This is a genomic window from Staphylococcus kloosii (assembly GCF_032139365.1).
Lineage (GTDB): Bacteria > Bacillota > Bacilli > Staphylococcales > Staphylococcaceae > Staphylococcus > Staphylococcus kloosii_A.
This window is the reverse complement of sequence record NZ_JAVTDB010000075.1, coordinates 1-23,345: the sequence shown is the minus strand read 5'-3', so window position 1 is coordinate 23,345 and position 23,345 is coordinate 1. Positions and strand designations below refer to the sequence as shown.

17 protein-coding genes are annotated in these 23,345 nt (G+C 35.6%); 5 read left to right on the top strand and 12 right to left on the bottom strand.

Going from position 1 to position 23,345, the window contains the following annotated elements:
* Positions 1–107: 107 nt before the first annotated feature.
* The 3 genes from RPL90_RS10115 to RPL90_RS10105 are packed head-to-tail and all read left to right on the top strand — an operon-like array spanning position 108 to position 3,765.
* Complete coding sequence (locus tag RPL90_RS10115) at positions 108–1,547, top strand: NAD-dependent succinate-semialdehyde dehydrogenase (protein ID WP_313548716.1); 1,440 nt, start codon at positions 108–110, stop codon at positions 1,545–1,547.
* Between the two features lie 22 nt (positions 1,548–1,569).
* The gene (locus RPL90_RS10110; protein ID WP_313548713.1) at positions 1,570–2,970 is read left to right on the top strand and encodes a glutamine synthetase family protein; all 1,401 of its coding nucleotides are present in this window, start codon (positions 1,570–1,572) and stop codon (positions 2,968–2,970) included.
* A 27-nt stretch (positions 2,971–2,997) separates the two neighbouring features.
* On the top strand, positions 2,998–3,765 hold the full coding sequence (locus RPL90_RS10105; protein ID WP_313548710.1) for an SDR family NAD(P)-dependent oxidoreductase: 768 nt from the start codon (positions 2,998–3,000) through the stop codon (positions 3,763–3,765).
* 395 nt (positions 3,766–4,160) lie between these two features.
* Here the strand turns inward: RPL90_RS10105 and eutH are convergent, their stop codons facing one another.
* The 4 genes from eutH to RPL90_RS10085 form a co-directional block, all read right to left on the bottom strand.
* Positions 4,161–5,435, bottom strand: coding sequence for an ethanolamine utilization protein EutH (gene eutH, locus RPL90_RS10100; protein WP_313548707.1), 1,275 nt, complete (start codon positions 5,433–5,435; stop codon positions 4,161–4,163).
* Between the two features lie 104 nt (positions 5,436–5,539).
* The gene (locus RPL90_RS10095) at positions 5,540–6,109 is read right to left on the bottom strand and encodes an ANTAR domain-containing response regulator (protein WP_313548703.1); all 570 of its coding nucleotides are present in this window, start codon (positions 6,107–6,109) and stop codon (positions 5,540–5,542) included.
* Positions 6,110–6,115: 6 nt separating this feature from the next.
* Entirely contained in the window at positions 6,116–7,510 is a 1,395-nt protein-coding gene (locus tag RPL90_RS10090) for a sensor histidine kinase (protein WP_313548778.1), read from the bottom strand.
* Between the two features lie 151 nt (positions 7,511–7,661).
* Positions 7,662–8,573, bottom strand: coding sequence for a LysR family transcriptional regulator (locus RPL90_RS10085; RefSeq protein ID WP_313548698.1), 912 nt, complete (start codon positions 8,571–8,573; stop codon positions 7,662–7,664).
* Positions 8,574–8,688: 115 nt separating this feature from the next.
* Between RPL90_RS10085 and RPL90_RS10080 the strand changes: the two genes are divergently transcribed.
* Entirely contained in the window at positions 8,689–9,879 is a 1,191-nt protein-coding gene (locus RPL90_RS10080) for an MFS transporter (protein ID WP_313548691.1), read from the top strand.
* 79 nt (positions 9,880–9,958) lie between these two features.
* On the opposite strand, the gene RPL90_RS10075 is transcribed toward RPL90_RS10080, so the two are convergent.
* From RPL90_RS10075 to RPL90_RS10045, 7 genes are all read right to left on the bottom strand, one after another.
* On the bottom strand, positions 9,959–10,813 hold the full coding sequence (locus tag RPL90_RS10075; protein ID WP_313548687.1) for a LysR family transcriptional regulator: 855 nt from the start codon (positions 10,811–10,813) through the stop codon (positions 9,959–9,961).
* The gene (locus tag RPL90_RS10070; protein ID WP_313548681.1) at positions 10,803–11,993 is read right to left on the bottom strand and encodes a YbfB/YjiJ family MFS transporter; all 1,191 of its coding nucleotides are present in this window, start codon (positions 11,991–11,993) and stop codon (positions 10,803–10,805) included. Before RPL90_RS10070 ends, RPL90_RS10075 begins: the two co-directional genes overlap by 11 nt.
* A 196-nt stretch (positions 11,994–12,189) precedes the next feature.
* Positions 12,190–12,561, bottom strand: a complete 372-nt coding sequence (locus RPL90_RS10065; RefSeq protein ID WP_313548677.1) for a Na-translocating system protein MpsC family protein — start codon at positions 12,559–12,561, stop codon at positions 12,190–12,192.
* Positions 12,562–12,661: 100 nt separating this feature from the next.
* Positions 12,662–15,274 carry a DUF2309 domain-containing protein gene (locus RPL90_RS10060; protein WP_313548671.1) on the bottom strand — a complete coding sequence of 871 codons (2,613 nt, stop codon included), beginning with the start codon at positions 15,272–15,274 and terminating at the stop codon, positions 12,662–12,664.
* Positions 15,275–15,287: 13 nt separating this feature from the next.
* Positions 15,288–16,805 carry an NADH dehydrogenase subunit 5 gene (locus RPL90_RS10055; protein WP_313548666.1) on the bottom strand — a complete coding sequence of 506 codons (1,518 nt, stop codon included), beginning with the start codon at positions 16,803–16,805 and terminating at the stop codon, positions 15,288–15,290.
* Between the two features lie 546 nt (positions 16,806–17,351).
* Entirely contained in the window at positions 17,352–18,872 is a 1,521-nt protein-coding gene (gene exaC / locus RPL90_RS10050; protein WP_313548661.1) for an acetaldehyde dehydrogenase ExaC, read from the bottom strand.
* Positions 18,873–19,372: 500 nt separating this feature from the next.
* Positions 19,373–20,380, bottom strand: coding sequence for a YeiH family protein (locus tag RPL90_RS10045; protein WP_313548659.1), 1,008 nt, complete (start codon positions 20,378–20,380; stop codon positions 19,373–19,375).
* 108 nt (positions 20,381–20,488) lie between these two features.
* Here RPL90_RS10045 and RPL90_RS10040 point away from each other — a divergent pair, with 108 nt between their 5' ends.
* Complete coding sequence (locus tag RPL90_RS10040; protein ID WP_313548656.1) at positions 20,489–21,373, top strand: LysR family transcriptional regulator; 885 nt, start codon at positions 20,489–20,491, stop codon at positions 21,371–21,373.
* A 168-nt stretch (positions 21,374–21,541) separates the two neighbouring features.
* Here the strand turns inward: RPL90_RS10040 and RPL90_RS10035 are convergent.
* Positions 21,542–23,345, bottom strand: a 1,804-nt coding sequence (locus RPL90_RS10035) for a putative Ig domain-containing protein (RefSeq protein ID WP_313548653.1), incomplete at its 5' end; no start/stop codon positions are given.

The following is a 23,345-nucleotide window of genomic DNA, read 5'->3' as shown; positions in this document are numbered from 1 at the left end:
ATTAATTTTAAGTGAATATACTAAGCAAAGGCGCTTATGTAACGCTTACCTTCATGTCGAAGTGAGTTACGTAGGCGTCTTTTTTTGTATGTAAAGGGGGCACTTTTATGAGTGAAGATTTAAATCATAACTGGGTTAATGGGCAACAACTACAAACGACTGATACGTTAGAAGTTGTTAACCCTGCTAACGGTAATATCGTCGGTCAAGTACCGAAAGTTACCGAAGCAAATATCCAGCAAAGTATAGAAGGTGCACATGGCGCATTCCAACAATGGTCTAAATATACTGCAGATTATCGCGGTGAAATTTTAGAACAGTGGGCTAATAATCTATTAGCTAAACAACACGACTTAGCTTTAATCATGTGCGAAGAACAAGGTAAACCATACGCAGAAGCATACGGTGAAATTGAAGTCTGTGCCAAATTCATAAGATGGTATGCTGCTGAAGGCAAACGCATTTACGGAGAAATCATCCCACCTTCCTCACCACAACAACGTATTTCCGTATTAAAACAACCCGTTGGGGTCTGTGGCTTAATTACACCGTGGAATTTCCCAGGTGCCATGGTAACGAGAAAGGTTGCACCTGCCTTAGCAGCAGGTTGTACTGTAATTGTTAAACCTTCAAGCGAAACACCAAGAATTGCTATCGCAATATTCGATGAATTGATGGCAACTGATATTGATGATGGCGTAGCTAATATTTTAACTGGTAGTGCATCTTTAATATCAGACACACTATTTAACAATCACCGCGTTAAGAAAATGTCGTTTACAGGTTCAACTCATATCGGTAAGTCATTAATGCAAAAAGCCGCGAATCACATTACTCGCATTTCACTAGAATTAGGCGGTAACGCTCCAGCAATCGTGTTACCTGATGCAGATTTAGAAGCAGCAGCAGATGCCATCGTCGACAATAAATTTGAAAACACAGGTCAAATGTGTAACGGCATCAATACTGTTTTAGTGCATAAAGATGTTAAAGATAAATTTACAGAACAAGTCATTGAAAGAGTTAAACAGCTTAAAGTTGGTCCAGCAACTGATGACAACGCTCAAGTCGGCCCATTAATCAATAGAGACGCGATTAACAAAGTAGAACAATTAGTCAATGAAGCTCAAAATAGTGGCGCAACAATTGCTACAGGTGGTAAAAAGTTACCAATTTCTGATTTTGGTCTTTTTTACGAACCAACAGTAGTAACAAATGTTACGCCAGACATGTCTATCGCCCAAGAAGAAATTTTCGGCCCAGTCGCACCTATTATCGAATTTGCAGACGAACAAGAAGCAATCGAAATTGCTAATGCTTCTCCATACGGTTTAGCTGCATACTTCTTCTCTAACAATGTAAATACAATTCATAAAGTTAGCGAACAACTCGAATTCGGCATGATTGGTGTGAACGGTACCCAACTTAGCGTACCTCAAGCACCATTTGGAGGTATAAAAGAAAGCGGTATGGGCAGAGAAGGTGGACATCACGGTTTAGATGGCTTCTTAGAATTAAAATATATTTCATTAACATTAAATGAATAAATAAATTAAGGGGTTGGAAGTTATGTTTAAAGAAATTAATTCTAGCGGTAAAGCTGGTAATATCGATAAAAATGAATTACTACAACTTATTGAGGAAGACAAAATTAACACTGTAGTGCTAGGTTTTTGTGATATGCAAGGTCGTTTAATGGGGAAACGCATTACTGGCGATTTTATTTTAGAAAATGATATTTCAGAAGGTACTCATTTTTGTAACTATTTATTAGGTACTAACTTCGAAATGGATACAAATGAAGGCTACGAATATATGAACTGGGATAAAGGTTACGGTGATTATTTAGCTAAACCTGATTGGGACACATTAAAAATTGTGCCATGGTTAGATAAAACCGCAATGGTTTTCTGTGACGTATTTACCGAAGATGGTAGCGAACAAATTTGCATTGCACCACGTTCTATTTTACAACGTCAAATTAAAAAAGCAGAAGCACATGGCTTGTCACCTCACCTTGCGAGTGAATTAGAATTTTATTTATTTAATGATTCTTTCGAAAACATTGATAAAAAGGGTTATGCCAATTTAGAAGCTGCAGGACATCTTAACGAAGATTATAACTTGTTACAAGGTACAAAAAACGAACCAATCTACCAAGAAATCCGACATCAAATGCATCGTATGGGTATCGTTATTGAATCTTCCAAAGGTGAAGCCTATAAAGGACAACACGAAATCAACTTAAAATACGATCATGCATTAAAAGCTGCTGATCAACATATTATGTTTAAACACGGAATGAAAGAAATTTGTATCCAAAACGACAAAGCAGTAACATTTATGGCTAAACCTTATGCAGAATGGACAGGTTCAAGTGGCCATATTCATCTTAGTATGATGGAGAAAGGTACTTCTAACAATGCCTTTTACGCTGGCGACGATGCAGAAAATCCAATGTCTGAAACAATGCAACATTTCTTAGCAGGTGTTATCAAATACACTAAAGATTTTGCTTTAATGTATGCGCCTTACGTTAATTCTTACAAACGTTTCGCGCCAAACTCTTGGGCGCCAGTAAGTATTGCTTGGAGTCACGATAACCGCTCTGCTGGTTATAGAACAGTTGGACATGGCAATGCATTACGCTTTGAATCTCGTATTTCTGGTGCAGATATGAATCCTTACTTAGCCTATTCTGCATTAATTGGTGCTGGACTTTATGGTATTGAACATAAAATCCCACTTGAAGACGAATTAAAAGGTAATGCCTATGAACAAGATAGTGTGGATCGTATCCCTTCTTCTTTACATGAAGCTATTTATCATTGGAAAAATAGCGATGTAGTAAAAGAAGTATTGGGCGAAGATGTAGCTAAACACTATCTACATGCAGCACGTTCTGAACAAAATGATTTTGATTCCTTTGTAACAACTTGGGAACGTTCACGCTATTTCGAACAAAGCTAATTCATCGATATTTAGGAGGTAACATTTATGAGATTAAAAGACAAAGTATGTATCATCACAGGTGCTGGTGGAGGCATGGGTCTCGTTGCAGCACAAAAATTTGCAGCTGAAGGTGCTAAAGTAGCAGTTTTCGAAAGAGACGAATCAGCGGGTCAAACAGCAGCTAACGACATTGTTCATAACGGGGGAGAAGCTAAGTTTTTCCAAGTTGATATTGCAAATGAACAACAAGTTAAAGAAGCAGTCGAACAAACTGTAGCGACTTTTGGTAAGATCGACGTATTATACAACAATGCTGGCGTTATGCCTTCTGCCGATAATTCTGTCGTAAATACCTCTGAAGAAGTTTGGGATTTAGTAATGAATATTAACGTTAAAGGCATATTCTTTATGACGAAATATGTCATCCCTGAAATGGAAAAGAATGAATCGGGTTCAATTATTAACATTGCATCTTTCGTTGCAGAAATGGGCTGTTCAGTACCGCAAGACGCATACACTGCTTCAAAAGGTGCCGTAGTATCACTTACAAAGTCATTAGCAATTCAATTTAGACCTAAAGGTATTCGTACAAATGCGATTAGCCCAGGTCCAATTGAAACGCCATTATTAATGGAATGGCTTGTGTCTGACGAAGCTGCTAAGAAAGAACGTTTAGACAGACAGCCTACTGGTAGATTTGGTAAACCTGAAGACATTGTAAATTGCGCATTGTATTTAGCATCTGATGAATCTGACTGGACAAACGGTGCTAACATTAACGTTGACGGTGGTATTACTGCTAATTATTTTTAAAATAACGTCAGTCTAATTACTAACAATAATAGCGCCTAGAACATAAAGTGCTTGGACAAGTATAAAAGGCAATTGCTATTGAAATAATATAGCAATTGCCTTTTTAATTATTGTTTTGATTTTAGTTAGCGCGTTGCGCTACTACTTTCTTATTTTAAGTGCCATTCATATAAAGCTAAGTTCTCTTTTGACTTAATTTATATCTCGAGTTGAAGCTGTCTCCTAAGAAAGTGAGCCAACAATACGACATATTCAATAAAAAGAAGCACTCAAATGCATTGATTTAAATCATCTGATTGTTACTATTTTTTGATTTATGACACAACCTCTATTTATTTTACTCCGAATTAAAAAAATCGACAAAACTAGCTATAGCTTTGTCGATACTCATATGTTTAAGTATATTTTTGTTCGTGATGAGGATTTGCTAATCGTTCTTTTTCTAAGTATTCATCAGGACCAATAATTCCCGCTCTTCTATCTATGTCTTCTAATTTTCTGGCTTTCGGTATACATAACAAGTATGCAAATATAACTGCTAATACACCGGCACTAAACTTACCTATCATCACTGCTGGGATTAATGTTGGTTGGAAGTTAGCTGTATATGATAAGTGATCGCCAAGAAGAAAAGCAGAACATACACCAAACGCGATATTAATTACTTTATCTTTAGGTGGCATGTCTTTAACTAACTTAAACATTGCTAAAATATTCGCTACTGTAGCGATAATTCCTGCACTACCTACTTCGCTCAAGCCAATTTTACTTCCAATTTTAGTTAAACCATTAGAGAAATATTTACGTATTAAGTAAACCATCGGGAATGCCCCGGATAACATAATTGCGATGTTACCAGCATTTTCTAATGCCCTAAAGTTATCCTTTTTATCGGCCATGATTGGGTCGAAGCCCCAAACACCAAACACATTTGTAAAGAATCCGGTAAAGATTTCTACTACTGAAAATACAAATACGAGCTTAATGCAAACATCTAAGATCTTACCAAAAATTATAAATATTTTGATCATAATATCTGAGAAGAAATATAATCCGATTGCCGTAATAACTACGAAGATAATTAATGGTAACAAATTCACAAACACCGTTGAAAGACTAATAGAAAAGACATGTGTCGCAGCACCAGTGGTTTCAACTACAGTACGTATTTTCATATGACTCATTAAGATGATAAACGTTGATATAAACACGCCAAACGGAATGGCTAACAAGCCAGATAAAATGCCTAAAGCCATATATTTATGATCTCGTTTATCTAACATTGGCAAGCCTAAAGGGATAGAAAAGACAATTGTTGCACCGGCCATAAAACCTACTATCATTGCCATAATCCAGCCTTCGTAACTATGCTTCAGTACATCTGCTAATTGGTAACCGCCCATATCAGTCGCCAATATCGATGTCGCCGCAATTGCCGGGTCAGCACCAATTTTATTAAAAAATGGACCAAAAACATTTTCGATGAATTTTGAAATAAATGGAATAGATGCCATAATACCTGCTGAATTGGCAAATATAGGACCGATAGTGAAGATCCCTTCCATAAATTCTTTCCCGACCCCTGCTTCGGGATTACGTATAGCTCCAAAAGCACCAATAACTGCACAAATCATAATGATATATATAATTACCGTACCTATATGTTCCATAATAATGTCCCCCTTTTATTGACCTCATAGAAAGCAAAAAGATGCCTATTTGATTTTCAAATAAGCACCTTTGCTCGAGCGTATTCACTTGTATAGTGGCAAAACTACGAACCTAATTGTTCAATCACCTTTATAGCTATCTGTTGAATATTTGTATGATGGTTCATACTTAATTTTCTTAATTTTTTGTAAGCCGCTTCCTCGCTGATATTCTGTCTATGCATTAATAAGCCTTTTGCTTTTTCAACTTGCTTACGTTGTTCAATCGCTTCATATGACTCTGTAACTTGTTGTTTCAAATTACTCATTTGTTCAGATTGCGCCATTGCAATCTCTACGGCTGGTAATAATTGTGATTCAGAAATAGGCTTAATGATATAGCCAACGATATTGGATTGTTTGGCCTCTTGCACAAACTCACTTTGGCTATAAGCTGTCAGTATTAAAATAGGTATATCATACCGCTTACTAATAATTTTACTCGCTTTCAATCCATCTAATTTAGGCATTTTAATATCCATTATAATCAAATCTGGTTGTGTTTTTTCTGTATATTCTATTGCCTTTTCCCCATTTCCCACGGCTGCAACAACTTTGTACTGGGCTTCTTTTAATGTTTCGACTATATCAAGTCTGACGATGGATTCGTCTTCAACGACCATAATTTTATTCATATTCAATTACTCCCCTTTGTATTGAAATACGAGTTGCGCCAATGTGCCAGTGTCATTTTGAACAATATTAAAATTACCATCTAAGTCATTTTCAGCGATAGTACTTACAATATTTAAACCAAATAAACTTGGATAATGACCATGCCCAATGCCATTATCTTGAACTTTTAACGTGTATAATGCCGCTCTTTGTTCATAGCACAAAGTGACTACGATGTTCCCTTTGGCAGTTTGTTTAAATGCATGTTGTAAACTATTGGTTATTAGTTCATTCCCTATTAAAGCCACTGCTATCGCTAAATGCGACGGTAAATATAATTGCTTATCTATATCATAACTAATATTAACCTCTTGCTCAGCAGTTTCGCTATAGACGAGCGCATTACCAATTTTTTCGATAAGTGTAGCAGTGTTTACATGATCCGAATCTGATTCACTTAAAATAACTTCATATACTGAGGCAATACACAATATACGATTCAAGCTTTCTTGAAAATAATGTTTACTTTCCTCTGGTACGTCCATTTTCATTTGTAGCCTTAATAAACTAGCCACTGTTTGCAAGTTATTTTTAACACGATGATGCACTTCCCGAATGGCGACCGTTTTGGAAATTAAAGCTTTTTCTTTTTCTTTAGCATCTGTAATATCTTTTAACATCATCAAATATCCAGTGAGGTGTTGATCAGTGAATAATTTAACGCATTTGATTTGAAAGTGTTTATTGCGGATTGCCTTATTTTCAATCACAATCACTCTGTCATCGTTCAATATGTAATCAAAATCTGGGAAAATATCTAAAATAGATATATTCAAATCACATTGTTTATCCGTTAAATCTTGAACCATTTTCTCACCTTTTAAATTATAATACTGTACGACGAATGACGTATCGAGATAAAACAACGCTTCTTCAATCATGTCTGGCACAAATATTTGTTCACTACTTGGATATTTGAATAATTCACTTATCGTTTCGGTCGCCCTTGAAAGTACATATAACTTCTCTTCATTTTTAATTTGTCGCGTTATATCTCTTTCCATGATTAAAGCACCAATAACGTTGTCATTGACCTTAATAGGCGTCACATTTTGCTCAACGACTTGCCCTTCTTGCGTTACAGCCTTATGATGATGAACATCTGTATCAGTGCGTAAAGAACGAAAAACGGCAGGCTCAAATTTCTCATACACATTTTGTGTTACTACTGAATTTTGATATAAAGTAGCTTCATTTGAAGGTACTGCTTCAGCAATCACGATAAGGTCGTTTGATTCTTTTAAAAAGCAATCAATAAATACATATGACCTATTTAAATCTGCAATACGCTGTAATTGTGTCGCTAGTTGTACAATTTCTGCTATTTCTTCTTGCGATAATGTCGTGTAGTTTTTACAAATGTCTGTAACATTTTCAATAATCTATCATCCCTATCATGATGTGCGAATATTTTGATAATTCTATTTTATATGTAACAATTATCTATTTTTGTCTTGCTAATGTCAATTATAAATAAAAGATTACAGTTGACTTAAAAATTTATATTTTACATTAATTATTATTGTAATCTTTGCCTTCATCATAATTACTAAAATAATTTAATAAGGTTTCTTTAGTAACTTTAACAATAGGTAACTGGTCGGCTTGTGTTAAATAACATAAACCTATCGTACGTCGTGCTTTATAATTACTGATTGGTATTTGAGTAAGATTAGGCAACTGGATGTTTTTTAATTTAGGTAAGATAGAAATACCTAAACCTGTACTTACGAAACTTGCTATCGTCAATGTTTCATCGCTCTCAAAATTAATTTCTACATTATTTATATTATGATCATAAAAAATTTGGTCTACTTGTTCTCTTAATACAAAATTTTCTTTGAGTAAGATAAATTGTTCATTATCTAAGTCGGCAATATTTATACTTTTCTCGTGGGCTAAAGGGTGTGTACTATTTAATGTTATAAACAATGGCTCTTGTAATAACGGAATAAAGCAGACACTATTACTCGCAGGTGCGACCATTGTAATTGCTACATCTATATCCCCATTCTCTAATTTGGAAATTAAACCTTTGGCATGGTCTTGTAACAATTTCACTCTAATATTAGGATATTGCGAATTAAATGTTTTTAAAAAGTCGGATAAATATGTTGGGCCAACAGAATGTAAAAAACCGATGGTAATATCACCATTTAACATATCGATGGATTGCGTTACTTCACTTTTAAACATATCCATTTCCTGGGTAATCGTATTAACGGTTACTAAAAAGGATTGTCCATATTTATTTAATTTCAGTGATCTTCCAACTCTATTAAATAATGGCGCGCCCACTTCTTTCTCTAATTGTTTAATTGCACGACTTAAAGCAGACTGGCTGACATTTAATTGTTTTGCTGATAATGAGACATTTTGTAACTTTGCTAATAGTTTAAAATATTCTAAGTGGTGCCACTCCATTGTTCAGTTCTCCCTTATGTGCTTAACGCATTGATTATATGAAAATTATGCATTTTATTTATTGTTATTTACATGCTAACATAAAATCATTACTTAAAAGAGAGGTATTTCACCGATGCAAACGATTTCCAACAACTTTGCAGAAAAAGGGACACCAGCATATTTAAAAATTAATATCGCTTTATTTATTGCTGGTTTTACAATCTTTTCGATTTTATACAGCGTTCAACCATTAATACCTCACTTTTCAGAAACCTTCCATGTCGATAAAACTACGGCTAGTTTACCGTTATCCACTACGACACTAACACTGGCTTTTGCGATGTTATTTTTCGGTGCCGTTTCTGAAGTTGTAGGACGTAAACCTGTTATGATTTTTTCAGTTATATCAGTATCATTATTGGCTATCGTCCAACCATTTATTACTGACTTCGGTGCTTTTCTAGCCGTTAGATTAATACAAGGCATTTGTTTAGCCGGGCTACCTTCTATCGCAATGGCTTATATCGGAGAAGAAATTTCACCAAGAAGTTTACCTGAAGCGATGGGCATTTATATTGGTGGCAATGCATTTGGCGGCGCATTTGGCCGTATTTTCACTGGCTATATTTCAAGTGTCTTTGGTTATCAAGCGGGTTTATTATCTATTGCCGTATTAAGTGTTATAGCGGCAGTTTTATTCACTATATTACTACCTAAGTCACAGCATTTTGAACAACAAAAGTTTTCTTTTAAAGAACTCATTATGAGTTACTGGAGCCATTTAAGAAACATCCGACTCTTAAAACCATTTATGCTTGGATTTTTATTTTTAGGAAGTAATATTGCAGCATTTAATTATATTTCGTTTGAATTAAAATCTGCACCTTATCACTTACATCCAAGTGTGATTAGTTTTGTTTATCTACTATTTTTAATCGGTATGCTTTCTTCTATGTTAAATGCTAAATTACGTGAAAAATTAGGCTCTATAAACGCCCTTAAATTCAGTATTATCATGTTAACCATCGGTATTTGTGTAACGCTACTTCCATTTTTAACGTTTAAAATTCTTGGTTTAGCTATTAGTATTTACGCATTCTTTAGCGGGCATGCTATTGCAAGCGCAGTAGTAGCAAGACGCTCCGAACATCACAATGCACAAGCCTCAAGCCTTTATTTGTTATTCTATTACATGGGGTCATCCATCGGAGGTACATTGGCAGGTTATTTCTATAGTTTAATTTATTGGCCTGGCGTTGTTTTAATGATTGTATTATTTATGGTTATCGCCTTTATTATTTCCTTAACAATCAAAGCAAGATAAATTATCGAATCAACTAAACAGCCAAACAATGCGTTATATCACGTATTGCTTGGCTGTTTTATTATAGACTCAATAAAGGTTACTCATATATTGCTGACATAACAGTTTTAAATTGATTAAAAACCGCAGTTTGTACGCTATCTTTACGATACATAAAACTGACTGGTACATGTTCAAAAGGTGTAGTCACTTGATAAAAATCTAATTTATCATTATCTAGTTTTGGTATTACTGATTGGGGTAACATGGCAATCCCTAAACCTGCTTGAACACAGCCAACAATACCGTCAAGTGTGTTTAATGTCATTAAACTATCGATAGTGATCTGATGGTGAGTTAACCATGCTTCAAAATAACTACGGTAGAAGCACCCTTCTCCAAAGACGATAATTGCTTGTTCTTTAGTTTTAAGTACAGGGTCTCCATAGCCTTTTTGTGTAATAACAAACATTTGTTCATCATATAGTGGCACTGCCTCAATTGTTTCATCATTAACAGCGCCCGAAATAAATGCACCTTCAATTTCACGTAACTTAATTTTTGATAATAATTGATTAGTGGAAGCTGTAGTTATTTTTAACTTTGCTTGTTTGTTAGTTTGTCTAAATTTCTCTAATACATTAGGTAAACGCGTGGCGGCAATCGTTTCGATTGAACCGATGTGTAATTCACTATACAGATTATCAATCAATTCAGCGTCGGCAGCGTCGACTAGCGTTAATATTTGATTAGTGTAATTTAGCAGGGCATGACCTGCTGGTGTTGCTGTTATTGCCTTTTTATCTCTATAAATTAACTGCTCTTGATAATGTTTTTCTAATCTTTTAATCTTAGCCGTAATATTAGACTGTACAAAGTTCATTTCTTCCGCTGCACGTGTAAAACTTTTTACTTCGCATACTTTTTTAAATGCTTTTAAATCATCAATATTCATTAATATCACCTTTTTGTTCAGTGACTTTAAAACTTACGACGGCACTTATTAAACCTACTACTAATATAATTGTCGCAAAAATTAATGCTGCATTATAGTTTCCAGAGTCTCCGATTAACCATCCCGAAATAGACGGAGCAATCATTTGACCAACACTATAAATCACCGTTAATGTTGCCACATAATTCGCTTTTCCATTTGCCTTATACATTAATTGTTGTCCTTTCGACATAAATAACGTCGTTAACCCAAGAAACGTTGCACCAAATAATAAAGAACTAATAATTAAACTGATGCTATTGTGAGAAAAAACAGGCATACTTATACCAATAATCTGTAATATAAAACCACCATATATTGCCTTATCATATCCTATTCTTTCTGCAACCATCGACCATATTACGGTAGACGGTATTGCACCTAAGCCAACAAACATCCAACTTAACGCTGCATAATCAGCCAATGCGGGTATTGATTTAACGATGGCAACTAAAAACGTACCTGTAATGATATAGCCCGCGCCTTCACAAAAATAAGCAATGGAAAAGTAGCGCATAAATTTAGGAAAACGTTGTCCTTGTTGCTCTGTATGGTTATGACTATCGTTGTCTTCTTTAACTGTTTGATTCTCTGTCATACCTATCACTACAAGTAACCCACCTACTAGTGAACAAATGCCTAAAATTATCCAAGTCGCCTGCCAGCGTGCATCTGTTGTAAAGAAGTAAATAAAAATACTACTTGAAAATATTCCAATCCCAACAGCACTATACAATAAACCTGAAATACTTTCACGTCGCCCTTGTTTTAACGCTTCTAATACCACATTAGACGCTAAAACGAATACAGCCCCACTCGTGATACCAGATATTACACGATATACAGACCATATAATATATTGTTCTGTAAAACCTATTAATATCGTAGTCAAAATATTTATTATTAAATAAATCTTTAAATCAATAACCTTACTTTTAAAAATATAACCTAAGGGAATAATCGCCCCTATTAAATAACCTAAATAATTAATAGTTGCTAACAAACCTGCACTTTGATCATTCATTATTCCAGTATGTTTCATAAATGGCAACATAGGCGTATAAGCAAAACGACCAATAGCCATAACTATAAATAACGCAAACATTCCTAACACGAGTTGTCGATAAGCGTGCTTAGCCAAACAATCACACCTTTCTTTTGTTATAAAATGATTATAATACTACATAAGCATTAATAAAAATGATTGTTTTTAATAGTTACCATCAATATTTTTAATCCTACAAATTAAACAATCAAAAAAACCATTCTCGCTAAGCTCATAAACGCAAACGAAAATGGTTTTAAATGATAATGCTATTTTAATTTCAAATAACTCATTATACTTTGTTAAATTGTTGTGCGAGATCATTGTTTAATTTAAAGACGATGACACGTTCACCTGTACGCGCACTCAAATCAGTATGAACACTTTTAACAGCTTCACCAGTAAGCTGCAGAATGATGTCTTTTAAATCTTCTGCGCCCGATTCGACTAATTTATTTCTTGTTCTTTTAATTGAAATTAAACCTTCTTGTGTTTCACATACTGTATACTCAGCTGGGGTTAACACACCTTGTAAATCAACAATGATCATATCTTTTACGATATCTGTTTTTACCGACAATGAGCCTCTACCTAAATATTCCTTTTCCCATTGCGTAATAGCTTTACTGATATCAGATTCACAAGCACCTTTCGTTAATGGCATTTAGAAACAACTCCTATGGCTTTAAAACTTATAATAATCTATGCAATCTCATTATACATGTTCATTCATTAAATGTATAAGCAATACTTCAAATTATAAATTACGACCAATGTTGCCAGGCACCTTCGCTATCTATGCTCGCTAATTGTAGCCATCCGTTCGTAACCTTTTGTTGAAAGTCACTATTAGCAGACAGTAATTGTTCGATATAAGCATTAGGCGCTTGAATAACGATTAATAATCTTAACGGTGCGTGATAAGCTTCAAAGTCTGATTTCATAACCGACTGCCAAGGTAATCCAGTTAACAAGTCACTCGCATTGCCTTGCATGACACCGATACCACCAGTAACCGTTTGTGTTGTTTTACTACCACTGCCATAATAATGTGGCGCTACCGTCGACGCGTAATATTGTAAGTTAATCCATTGTGCAACCGTAGCTGGACCTGCAATAATATTACTTAAAATAGCTCCGTCACTATCCTGTTGCCAATCATAATTGTGTAAGAAAGCTCTGCCCTCTAAATCTTTATTTTGCGTTAATTTACGTGGTGCAATAATAAATGAAGCATTACGTGCTAATCCCCATTCAGGTCTAACTTCACTCCAATCGTTAGCTAAACGATGCGCCTCTGCTTCTGGATATGCAATATTATTTTTTAGCGTTGGCAATGTCAACATACGTTGTTGATTCGCCTGCTTACTCACTTGTGGCATTACTTGTTCAATATGTTCATAAGATGCTTTCGCTTCACGTGATAATGTTGGTAAATATATCCACTTCAGATTATCTACAGACGTGTTATGTTCTGCTGCTGTAAATACTGTTTCTGCCGGAATATTTACGCTCACTTCACTCAGCCCTTTTCTAACTTCAGGTAAATTACATAACATCGCTAACACTTTAGCGTTAAACCCACTTGCTGCACCACCACAAGCACCACAGTCTAATGATGAAGCATATGGATTATTAGCGCTTTGACTACCATGACCACAGAAAACGACTAACGGTGCAAACGACTCTGTTAAACCCATCAACTTTAAAGCTTGATGCACATATTCAATTTGCTCTTGCGTAGAGAAACCAACAGGTAGTCCTTCTTCTACACCAAACTTGTCATGAGATAATGTTAATGACGTTTTTGGCTTTTGCAACCAACGGGCATAAAAATTATGAATAAATCTACCTATAGGTCTAGGTAAAAATGTACGCGACAACATTTGCACACTTAACCATGACCCCGTTAACTCTGGTAATAATAAGCTAGGTAACACGTTTTGTTTCATCTTCTTGAATGTATAAATAAGCGCACTAATTGAATTTTTACGTTCATGATACGTTTTCATTTCGTGCGGACGCGCATACTCTTTAATCTTATGTTGTGGCGCATTCATCACAGGTAAAGATGCATGACTATGATCGCTCCCTAACTTAGCACTCGCAATTGGCAAACCATAAAACCCAGCAATACCTATCGTTTCGAATGGCCCTGCATTTTCTAATTGACTACGAAACTGTTCAGAACGTACATCGATACAAAACGCTAACTGCGCTTTCACTTGGTCCTTTTGATGCTCTTCAGTATCCGTTAAAAGTCGCTCTTTTAATTGGTTTTCATATGTTTCTTCCCACGCTTCTAAACACATTTGTCGTCGTGTTTTGTCATCAAATGTAAGTGCAAATTCAAGGTGTTCTTGTTGCTGTTCCAATGACATTTGTTGCCAGTCTGTTACGGTTAAACCGCCCCACTCACACCATTCACTTACTAAAGTTTGCAACGAACGTCGAGGAAGCGGACGGGTCGTTTCAACAGGTAAATATGGGTTGATAAACGACCATTCTAAAGCAAGTCGTATAGCTAAATATTCAGTAATTAAGCGAGATTTTTTGTGCGCTTGTTCCATTTGCCATAACAACATACCAGCCCACCCTGGTAATGCTAATAAATGACTTTCTAAATAGCCTTGTCTCGATGCTTCCGGTATGTCTAACGACGTTAACGCCTCAGCAATAACTTCATATGGGTCATCCGATAAGGTTGCTAAAGTTTGGCGCTCTGTTTTAGATAACGCAGGATCATGTACGACTAATTTTTTCCATGCGTAAAAGAAACCTTGTTCACGATTAGGCAATGTCCAACTCGATTGATTTTCATCTAGGTATAATTTGCACCATTTGATAACATGATAATCGAGTAATTGTAAGTAAGTATGTGGGTTTTTATATTTAATATGTTTACTTCTTGGTGGCATTGAACGAACCATATGCGTTTCATCCATTAATTCGCTTAATGACACTCGAGTTACATCACTTTGTTCTACTTTTTGCACTATATCTTTTGACAAAGCTTCAAATTTCAACGCACCAGTACAATAGCGATACTTTTCTTCTGTCGATAGTTCACTACTATTAGTGTTTAACCATTGGATTAACTTTTCCTCTAGTATAGTGTCACTGATTTCGCCATCACGATAAGCTTGTTTTATTGTTTTAGTACCCGGATAAATATCAACATCTCTTGTATTATCTAACCAGCGCACTACGTGCTTAAAGTTCTTATCTTCTAAATTTACCCACGGATGACGCGCCGCAAAAATAGAAATTGGAGACAATGGCACTATCACATTACTCGCTTGTTCTATTAGCTTTGCAATATGTGCACTAGTTAAAGATGATTCATGTGTTTGAGATTGTGTTTTCGTATTAACCATATTTAAGTCTCCTTTACGATAAGAATTTCTTTAAATAATTAGGATGTCGTTCGATAGCTTGTGTCTTAGCATCTCCAACATGAACGAGCCATAAATAAATTTGGGCAAAGAGTTTTGATGAGCGATGTCGTGCCACCCAAGCACTGGCAATACTACCTAACACAAGAATTATAGCGACTGCAATAAAGACGACAATTGACGGATGATTTTGATGCATTGTAATACCTGTTAACCAGTGATAGAAATAATGATGTACGCCTAAATAGACAATTCCGATAACCACGAGCGCACCTAACCCTATTAAACGACCAATAACACCTTCACCGAATGCAACGAGCTGCGTCCACGATACTGATAATGACCAAGCTAAAATAAGTGCACTTACAATGCCATAGCCTTGTTCTGGCGATGTCCACCAAAAGATTACTGCTAATACACAAGCTAGTAAACGCCCAATCAAAATCCAAATATAAGATAAACGTTCACGTGCTCTTGCTGGTACATCAAAATGTTGCACAGCCGAACCCGACCTTAAGAATAAAGTTGCTTTAAATAGTCCATGTAATATTAAATGAATAATTGCCGCAATATAAGCACCTAACGCACATTGAATTAACATAAAGCCCATTTGACCCATCGTTGAGCCTACGAGTTGGCGTTTATAATCCACATGTACCAAACTAATGCCTGAACCCACTAACACTGAAAAGCATGCAATAACAATCAAAATAATTGCTGCTACATCACTTGTAAATAATGGTGAAAAACGAGTCAACATAACACCACCAGCATTGACAATACCAGCATGCATTATCGCTGAAACTGGTGTTGGCGCTGCTACAGATTCAATCAACCAACGCTGAAACGGCCACTGAGCTGCCGGAACGATGACTGCTAGAATAATTAAAATAGATAAGCCAAAATATTGCCATTCTGTTATTGCAGATAGATGTGCTGCAGTTAATGCTGTCGAAAATTTCCATTCTCCTGTAATAAAGTAGCACCATAGTACTACAATGGCCAATGCTAACCAACCTAAAAAGAAATAGCGGCCAGTAACTTTAGCAGCTGCTTTCGTAACTTTCCAACGTCTATTCAAACGCATTAATAACGTTAAGCAGACTAATGTTAGACCCCAAAACAAGGTCATAAGACGTAAATCATCACTTAACCAAGCAATAGCTGCAAAACTTGTTACGGCTTGAAACAAGACAAAATATTTTCTGTAATTAAAGTCCCCTTTTAAATATTGCATAGAAAAGCGTTGGATAATCAAGCCAATAACTAATACAAAAAATGCCATCAACCACGCTAAAATATCAAAATGAAATGCCCCTATGAATACACTTTGTCGCGTTTGTACAAGTGCGATTAAAGACACAATAATTGGCAAAGTCCCTAATATTAAATGTATATGTATATATGAAAGTGGCACACGTTTATTAATAAAAATGAGACCACTAACGTTAGCTATGATAAGCGTAATAATAAAGATGAGCATTAGCGTAAACAACGCAGTCGACGTAAACATATAATTGTCTCCTTTAAAAAGTAATGTCGTGACTGATCCATTCATTTCACACAACAAAAAAGAAGCCAACAATTTGTAATATATGGAAATCATCTATTACAATTGTCGGCTTCATTACAACTTGAGTTTGCATAGCATTTTAAGTGACATAAGAACAATATGCCTACATTACCCTGGCCGATTCACCGTGATAAATCAGTTGGGTCATAGGATTGTTATTCTTGCTACTATTATTTGCCATCTATCATAAACTCATTTTGCGCTGCTACCTGTGTATAATTAAAATGCACTGTATATGTATCAGTTTATAAAAAGATCAAACAGATGATTTTGACAACTTCTTCATTCAATCAATAAAGTATATTAATTGTCTGCTAAAGCGTCACTCTCACTGTTTAATTGTTAATGTTTGATTTAATCAGAATAACAATAATTTATAATTAATTGCGTAAAAAGTCAAGTTCACAACATTTTAAAGACATAAAATACCAATTAAAAAACGCTACAGATACTAACATCTGTAGCGCAACTTGGTATGACTAATAATTAGAATAACCCTGTTGGATTTTCATCATAGCTCACAAGTAAGTTTTTAGTTTGTTGATAATGCTCTAACATCATAAGATGATTTTCACGACCGATACCACTCATTTTATAGCCACCGAACGCTGCGTGCGCTGGATAAGTGTGATAGTTATTAACCCACACACGTCCTGCTTGAATCCCTCTACCAATACGATATGCAGTGTTTTGATTTCTAGTCCAAATACCAGCACCTAAACCATACATTGTATCGTTAGCCATTGCTAATGCTTCTTCATCATCTTTAAATGTTGCCACCGATAATACTGGCCCAAAAATTTCTTCTTGGAAAATACGCATGTTTTGTGTACCTTTGAAAATTGTTGGCTCGATATAGAAGCCATTACCTAATTCGTCATCTTCTTCTCTAATTCCACCACCAACGAGTACTTCTGCGCCTTCTTCTTTACCAATATTTAAGTATTTTTTAATTTTTTCTTGTTGCTCATTAGAAGTTTGCGCACCCACCATTGTCGAATCATCTAATGGATTACCAAACTTAATTTTATTTACTTTATCGATACATAGTTTAATGAAATCTTCATAAATATCTTCATGAATTAATGCACGTGAAGGACATGTACAGACTTCACCTTGGTTAAGTGCAAACATAACTAAGCCCTCTACGGCTTTATCTAAGAAACTATCATCTTTATCCATAATATCTTTAAAGAAAACGTTTGGGGATTTACCGCCAAGTTCTAATGTAACAGGAATAACATTATCACTCGCGTTTTTCATAATTGTTTTACCTGTCGTCGTTTCACCAGTAAACGCAACTTTATTAATATCTTTGTGTGTTGCAAGTGCTTCCCCAGTTTCAGCACCAAAGCCATTAACTACGTTTAATAGGCCTTCTGGTAATAAGTCAGCAATAAGTTCAACCATATGCAAGACGGACACTGGCGTTTGTTCTGCAGGTTTTAAGACGACCGCATTACCCGTTACAAGTGCAGGTGCAATTTTCCAAGTAGCCATTAATAATGGGAAATTCCAAGGAATAATTTGTCCTACAACACCAAGTGGTTCTTTATAATGGTAGGCAACAGTATCATTATCGATTTGTGATATGCCACCTTCTTCCGCACGAATAACGCCTGCGAAATATCTAAAATGATCTACGACTAAAGGTAAGTCAGCAGCTAAACATTCTCTAATAGGCTTACCATTATCAAATGTTTCAACAACAGCTAAATATTCTAAATTTTCTTCTACGCGGTCCGCAATATTTAATAATAACTGTGAACGTTCGGCTAACGATTTTTTGCCCCATTCAGCTTGTGCTTTATGCGCTGCCTCAACAGCCTTATCAACATCCGCTTTAGTAGAGCGAGGTACTTCTGAATACTTTTCACCAGTAATCGGTGAAATATTGTCGAAGTAATTGCCGTCTTGAGGTGCTACCCACTGCCCACCTATAAAGTTCTCATACTTTGATTTTACTTTGTATTGTGCATCTTGCTCTGTTGGATTTTGAAATATCATTAACATTACCTCCTTTTTTATAAATTCTACCCTTTCTGCTAAAAAGTAAGCGTTTTCCAATAAATTTAATAACGCAGTTAAGCATTTAAATTCATGCAATAATCCTATTTATTACTTTTAAAGTTTAATACAAAAAGGTATAAAATTTATAATTGAGTGTTAAACAACATGTTAGATAATCCCTATCACAGCAAGTTTAAAAGCTACCTTTAAAATACTTAACTATCTTACAATACTGTACTAAAAAATTCCCCTCCCTTAACAAACAACATGAAAAGTGAGTAGCAGAAATTAACAGTAATAAATAAACATACAAAAATAGCCTTGGACATAATATTGTCTTCAGGCTCTATTTTTATATGGCAGTAGATGACTGAATTGAATATGCGCTTATATCAAGCTGCTTTCAACGCTAGTCATCCTTGCTGGGGCGGGACTACAAAATCTTCTTATACAAATAAGATTTTTGTCCCGCTCTTATTTTATCTTTATAATCATTTTTAAATTAATAAATAAGCTAATAATGATACACAAACTGATACTACTAACATCGCAATTAATGGTTTTAATGCACGGTCTTTAACATCTTGTAAGTTAACATTTAATCCAAGTCCAACCATAGCGGCAGTGAGCGACCATGTTGTCACTTGGGAGATACCAGTCATAACACTACGTGGCAATGTAATAACATTATCGAGTACATAAGTACCTACAACACTCATAATGATAAAACCGATTAAAAACCACGGAAACTGTATGCGTGTATTTTCATCATGTTGCTTTTTCTTTTTCATATAAGCTAAAAAAATAAATGCTAAAGGTACAAGTAAAAACACACGGCCTAACTTCGCTAACATAGCAATCGCTATCGTCTGACCACCTAATGGTCCAGCTGCAATTGCCACGTGTGCTAGCTCATGTAAACTACTACCTGACCAAACACCATACTGTGAGTGACTTAAAGGGATGATAGGTTGTAGTAATGTGTAACCGATAGCAAAAACGGTACCTACTAAAGCGACTAAACCTACACTAATCGCCGTATCGTCATCTTCTGACTTAACGATTGGTGCTATTGCAGCGATAGCCGCGGCACCACATACACCAGTACCTATGCCTAATAATAAAGTAATCATTTTATCTGCTTTAAAAATTTTAGCTAGTATAATCATGGCTACAATCGCAAATGCTATAATGACCGCATCTTTAACAATCAACATCAAACCATGATGTAATATCGCATCGACATTTAACTTTAACCCATATAAAATTATAGCTAAACGCAATAACTTTTGTTGTGAAAAAGTAATGCCTGGCTTTAGTTGAGTAGGATAGCCAAATATTTGCCGATAAATTACAGCTAAAATAATAGCACAGGCTAATTGCCCGATGTTATTTAGTCCAGGAATCAACGACAATAGAAACCCTAGTCCAGCTATTATAAAAGTAAATGCTATACCAACAGCAAAATTTTTAAAGTATTGTTTATCTCCTTTTGTGTTTGTCATAACAATACCTCCCGTCATATACAAGGATATGATGCGCCTAGCTATAAGTAAAATTATTTATTATAATTATGATAATAAGTAATCACTTATATAAGGAGGTAGTTTTTCATGGACCAATATTTAACTGTTTTTATAACCGTAGCCGAAAAGCAAAGTTTCTCGCGTGCAGCAGAAGTACATCACATGACTCAACCGGCAGTATCCCAATATATCCGTTCCTTAGAAGAACGTATAGGTACCAAACTATTAGAACGTAGTAATAAGTATGTATATTTAAGCAAAGCCGGAGAAATCGTTTATACATACGCCAAAGAAATCCTGTCCCTCTACGATAATATGCGCGAGCAAGTGAATGATTTAAATCAATCTCCTAGCGGCACTTTAAGAATTGGTGCCAGTTATACTTTCGGAGAATATGTGCTTCCCCATATCATTTCCCAAACACTACATGTCTATCCTGATATAAAGCCTAGTGTAACCATAGATAATACAGAAGAAATCATGCATTTAGTCGAAACACGTCAGCTAGATATAGGTATTATCGAAGGCAAGGTCACACATCATTCTCTTAAGAAGACCATTTTTGCAGTCGATTCTATGGTCATCGTTGCTAGTCCTAATGATCCTTTAGCCCAAATGCCCGATGTAACTACAGACCAGTTAGAAGAACAAAACTGGATCGTACGTGAACATGGGTCAGGTACAAGAGAAGCTATGGACAGAGTGTTCAAACTATTAGAGATTGAACCTCATAAATTATTGTATTATAGCAGTACACAGCCCATCAAAACATCAGTAGAAGCGGGTATCGGCCTCAGTGTGCTATCTACTTGGACAATCAAAAAAGAACTAGAACGTAATGAATTAACCATTATAAACACGGCAAAATTACCACTCCAACGTTCATTTGCTTATTTAGAACATTCCTCGTTTAGAACGAAGGCCCTTCAAGCATTTATCGATATTATGCAACAACATGTAGATGAACTATAAAAGAGAGCGTAACAAAAATCTGATTTGTATAAAAAGATTTTGTAGTCCCTACCCGGCAAGGATGACTAAAATTGAAAGCAGCTTGATACAAGCACATTTTTAATTCAGTCATCTACTGCCTATATAAAAAAAGAGACTGAAACGTTAATGTTTCAGTCTCTTTTCTTTCTATTGATTTTTATTATCTTTCTTCTTTTTTCTACCTAATAATGCAGCACCAAATAGTGCCATCAAACTACCTAATAAAGTTAAGTTTTTATCATTTTGTCCAGTATCAGTCAAACTCTTTTCTGTGTTTTTTTGATGATCATTGTTTCTTTCATCATTATTTTGAGTCTTATCTGATGTTACTTCACTATTTGTTTTCGACTTACTATCATCATGATTATCATAATTAGATGTTATTAATGTACCATCACTCATAGTATCGTCAGAGTTTCGCTCGAATTCATCTCTATTTTTATCACTAAACGTACTAACATTACTATCGTTATGTTTTGATGTTACATTATTGCTATTATTCACATGCGATGCAGCATTATCATTACCGTCAGTTGTACTCGTTGTGCTATTATCTTCACTGCCATTAGTACTTGAATTATTATCATCGCTGTTAGGATTTGATATGTCATTGTCATCTTTGCCAGAAACTGGCGTATTATCTTCGACATTAATTACAAAACTTGTTTCTATTGAATTTCCTGCTTCATCTGTCGATATCACTATTATTTTATATGAACCGACTTTTGTTGGTGTTCCGCTGATTGTGTTTGTCTCTGGATCAAATGTGACACCTTCCGGTAAGCCTGTCACTGTATTCTTAACCGGTTGACCACTATTATCCGTCGCTTGTATTTCGATTGGGTCAATGCTAGTATTAACCTCTTTCGTTTGGTCAGAAATATTGTCTACCGTCGGTTTTGTCGTGTCTTGAACAGTTATTGTAAACGTCGTTGTCGTTTCATTGCCTTGTTCGTCTCTAGACGTTACCGTCACTGGGTAGTTACCGACTTTTGTTGGTGTCCCACTGATTGTATTGGTCTCTGGATCAAATGTGACACCTTCTGGTAAGCCCGTCACTGTATTTTTCACAGGTTGGCCACTATTATCCGTTGCGTGTATCTCAATTGGATCAATCGCAGTGTTGACCTCTTTTGTCTGATTAGAAATACCTTCAACCGTAGGTTTTGTCGTGTCTTCAACAGTAATAGTAAATGAAGTTGTCGTCTCATTTCCTTCTTCATCTTTTGATGTCACTGTTACTGGGTAGTTACCGACTTTTGTTGGTTTTCCGCTGATTGTGTTTGTCTCTGGATCAAACGTGACACCTTCTGGTAAGCCCGTCACTGTATTTTTCACAGGTTGGCCACTATTATCCGTTGCGTGTATTTCGATTGGGTCAATGCCAGTATTAATTTCTTTCGTTTGGTCAGAGATATTGTCTATCGTCGGTTTCGTTGTGTCTTGGACAGTTATTGTGAATGAAGTTGTTCTCTCATTTCCTTGTTCATCTCTTGATGTCACTGTTACTGGGTAGTTACCAACTTTTGTTGGTGTCCCACTGATTGTGTTTGTCTCTGGATCAAATGTGACACCTTCTGGTAAGCCCGTCACTGTATTTTTCACAGGTTGGCCACTATTATCCGTTGCGTGTATTTCGATTGGGTCAATCGCAGTGTTGACCTCTTTTGTCTGATTAGAAATATCTTCAACCGTAGGTTTCGTTGTGTCTTGGACAGTTATTGTGAATGAAGTTGTCGTCTCATTTCCTTCTTCATCTCTACTTGTAATCGTAACTGTTGATGTACCAACCTTTGTTGGTGTCCCACTGATCGTGTTGGTCTCTGAATCAAACGTCACACCTTCCGGCAAGCCACTTACTTCGTGCGTAACTTTACCTTTACTATTATCTGTACCATTTAATTTAATATCATCGATTGGTGTATTAACTTCTTTTGTTTGATCGTCGACA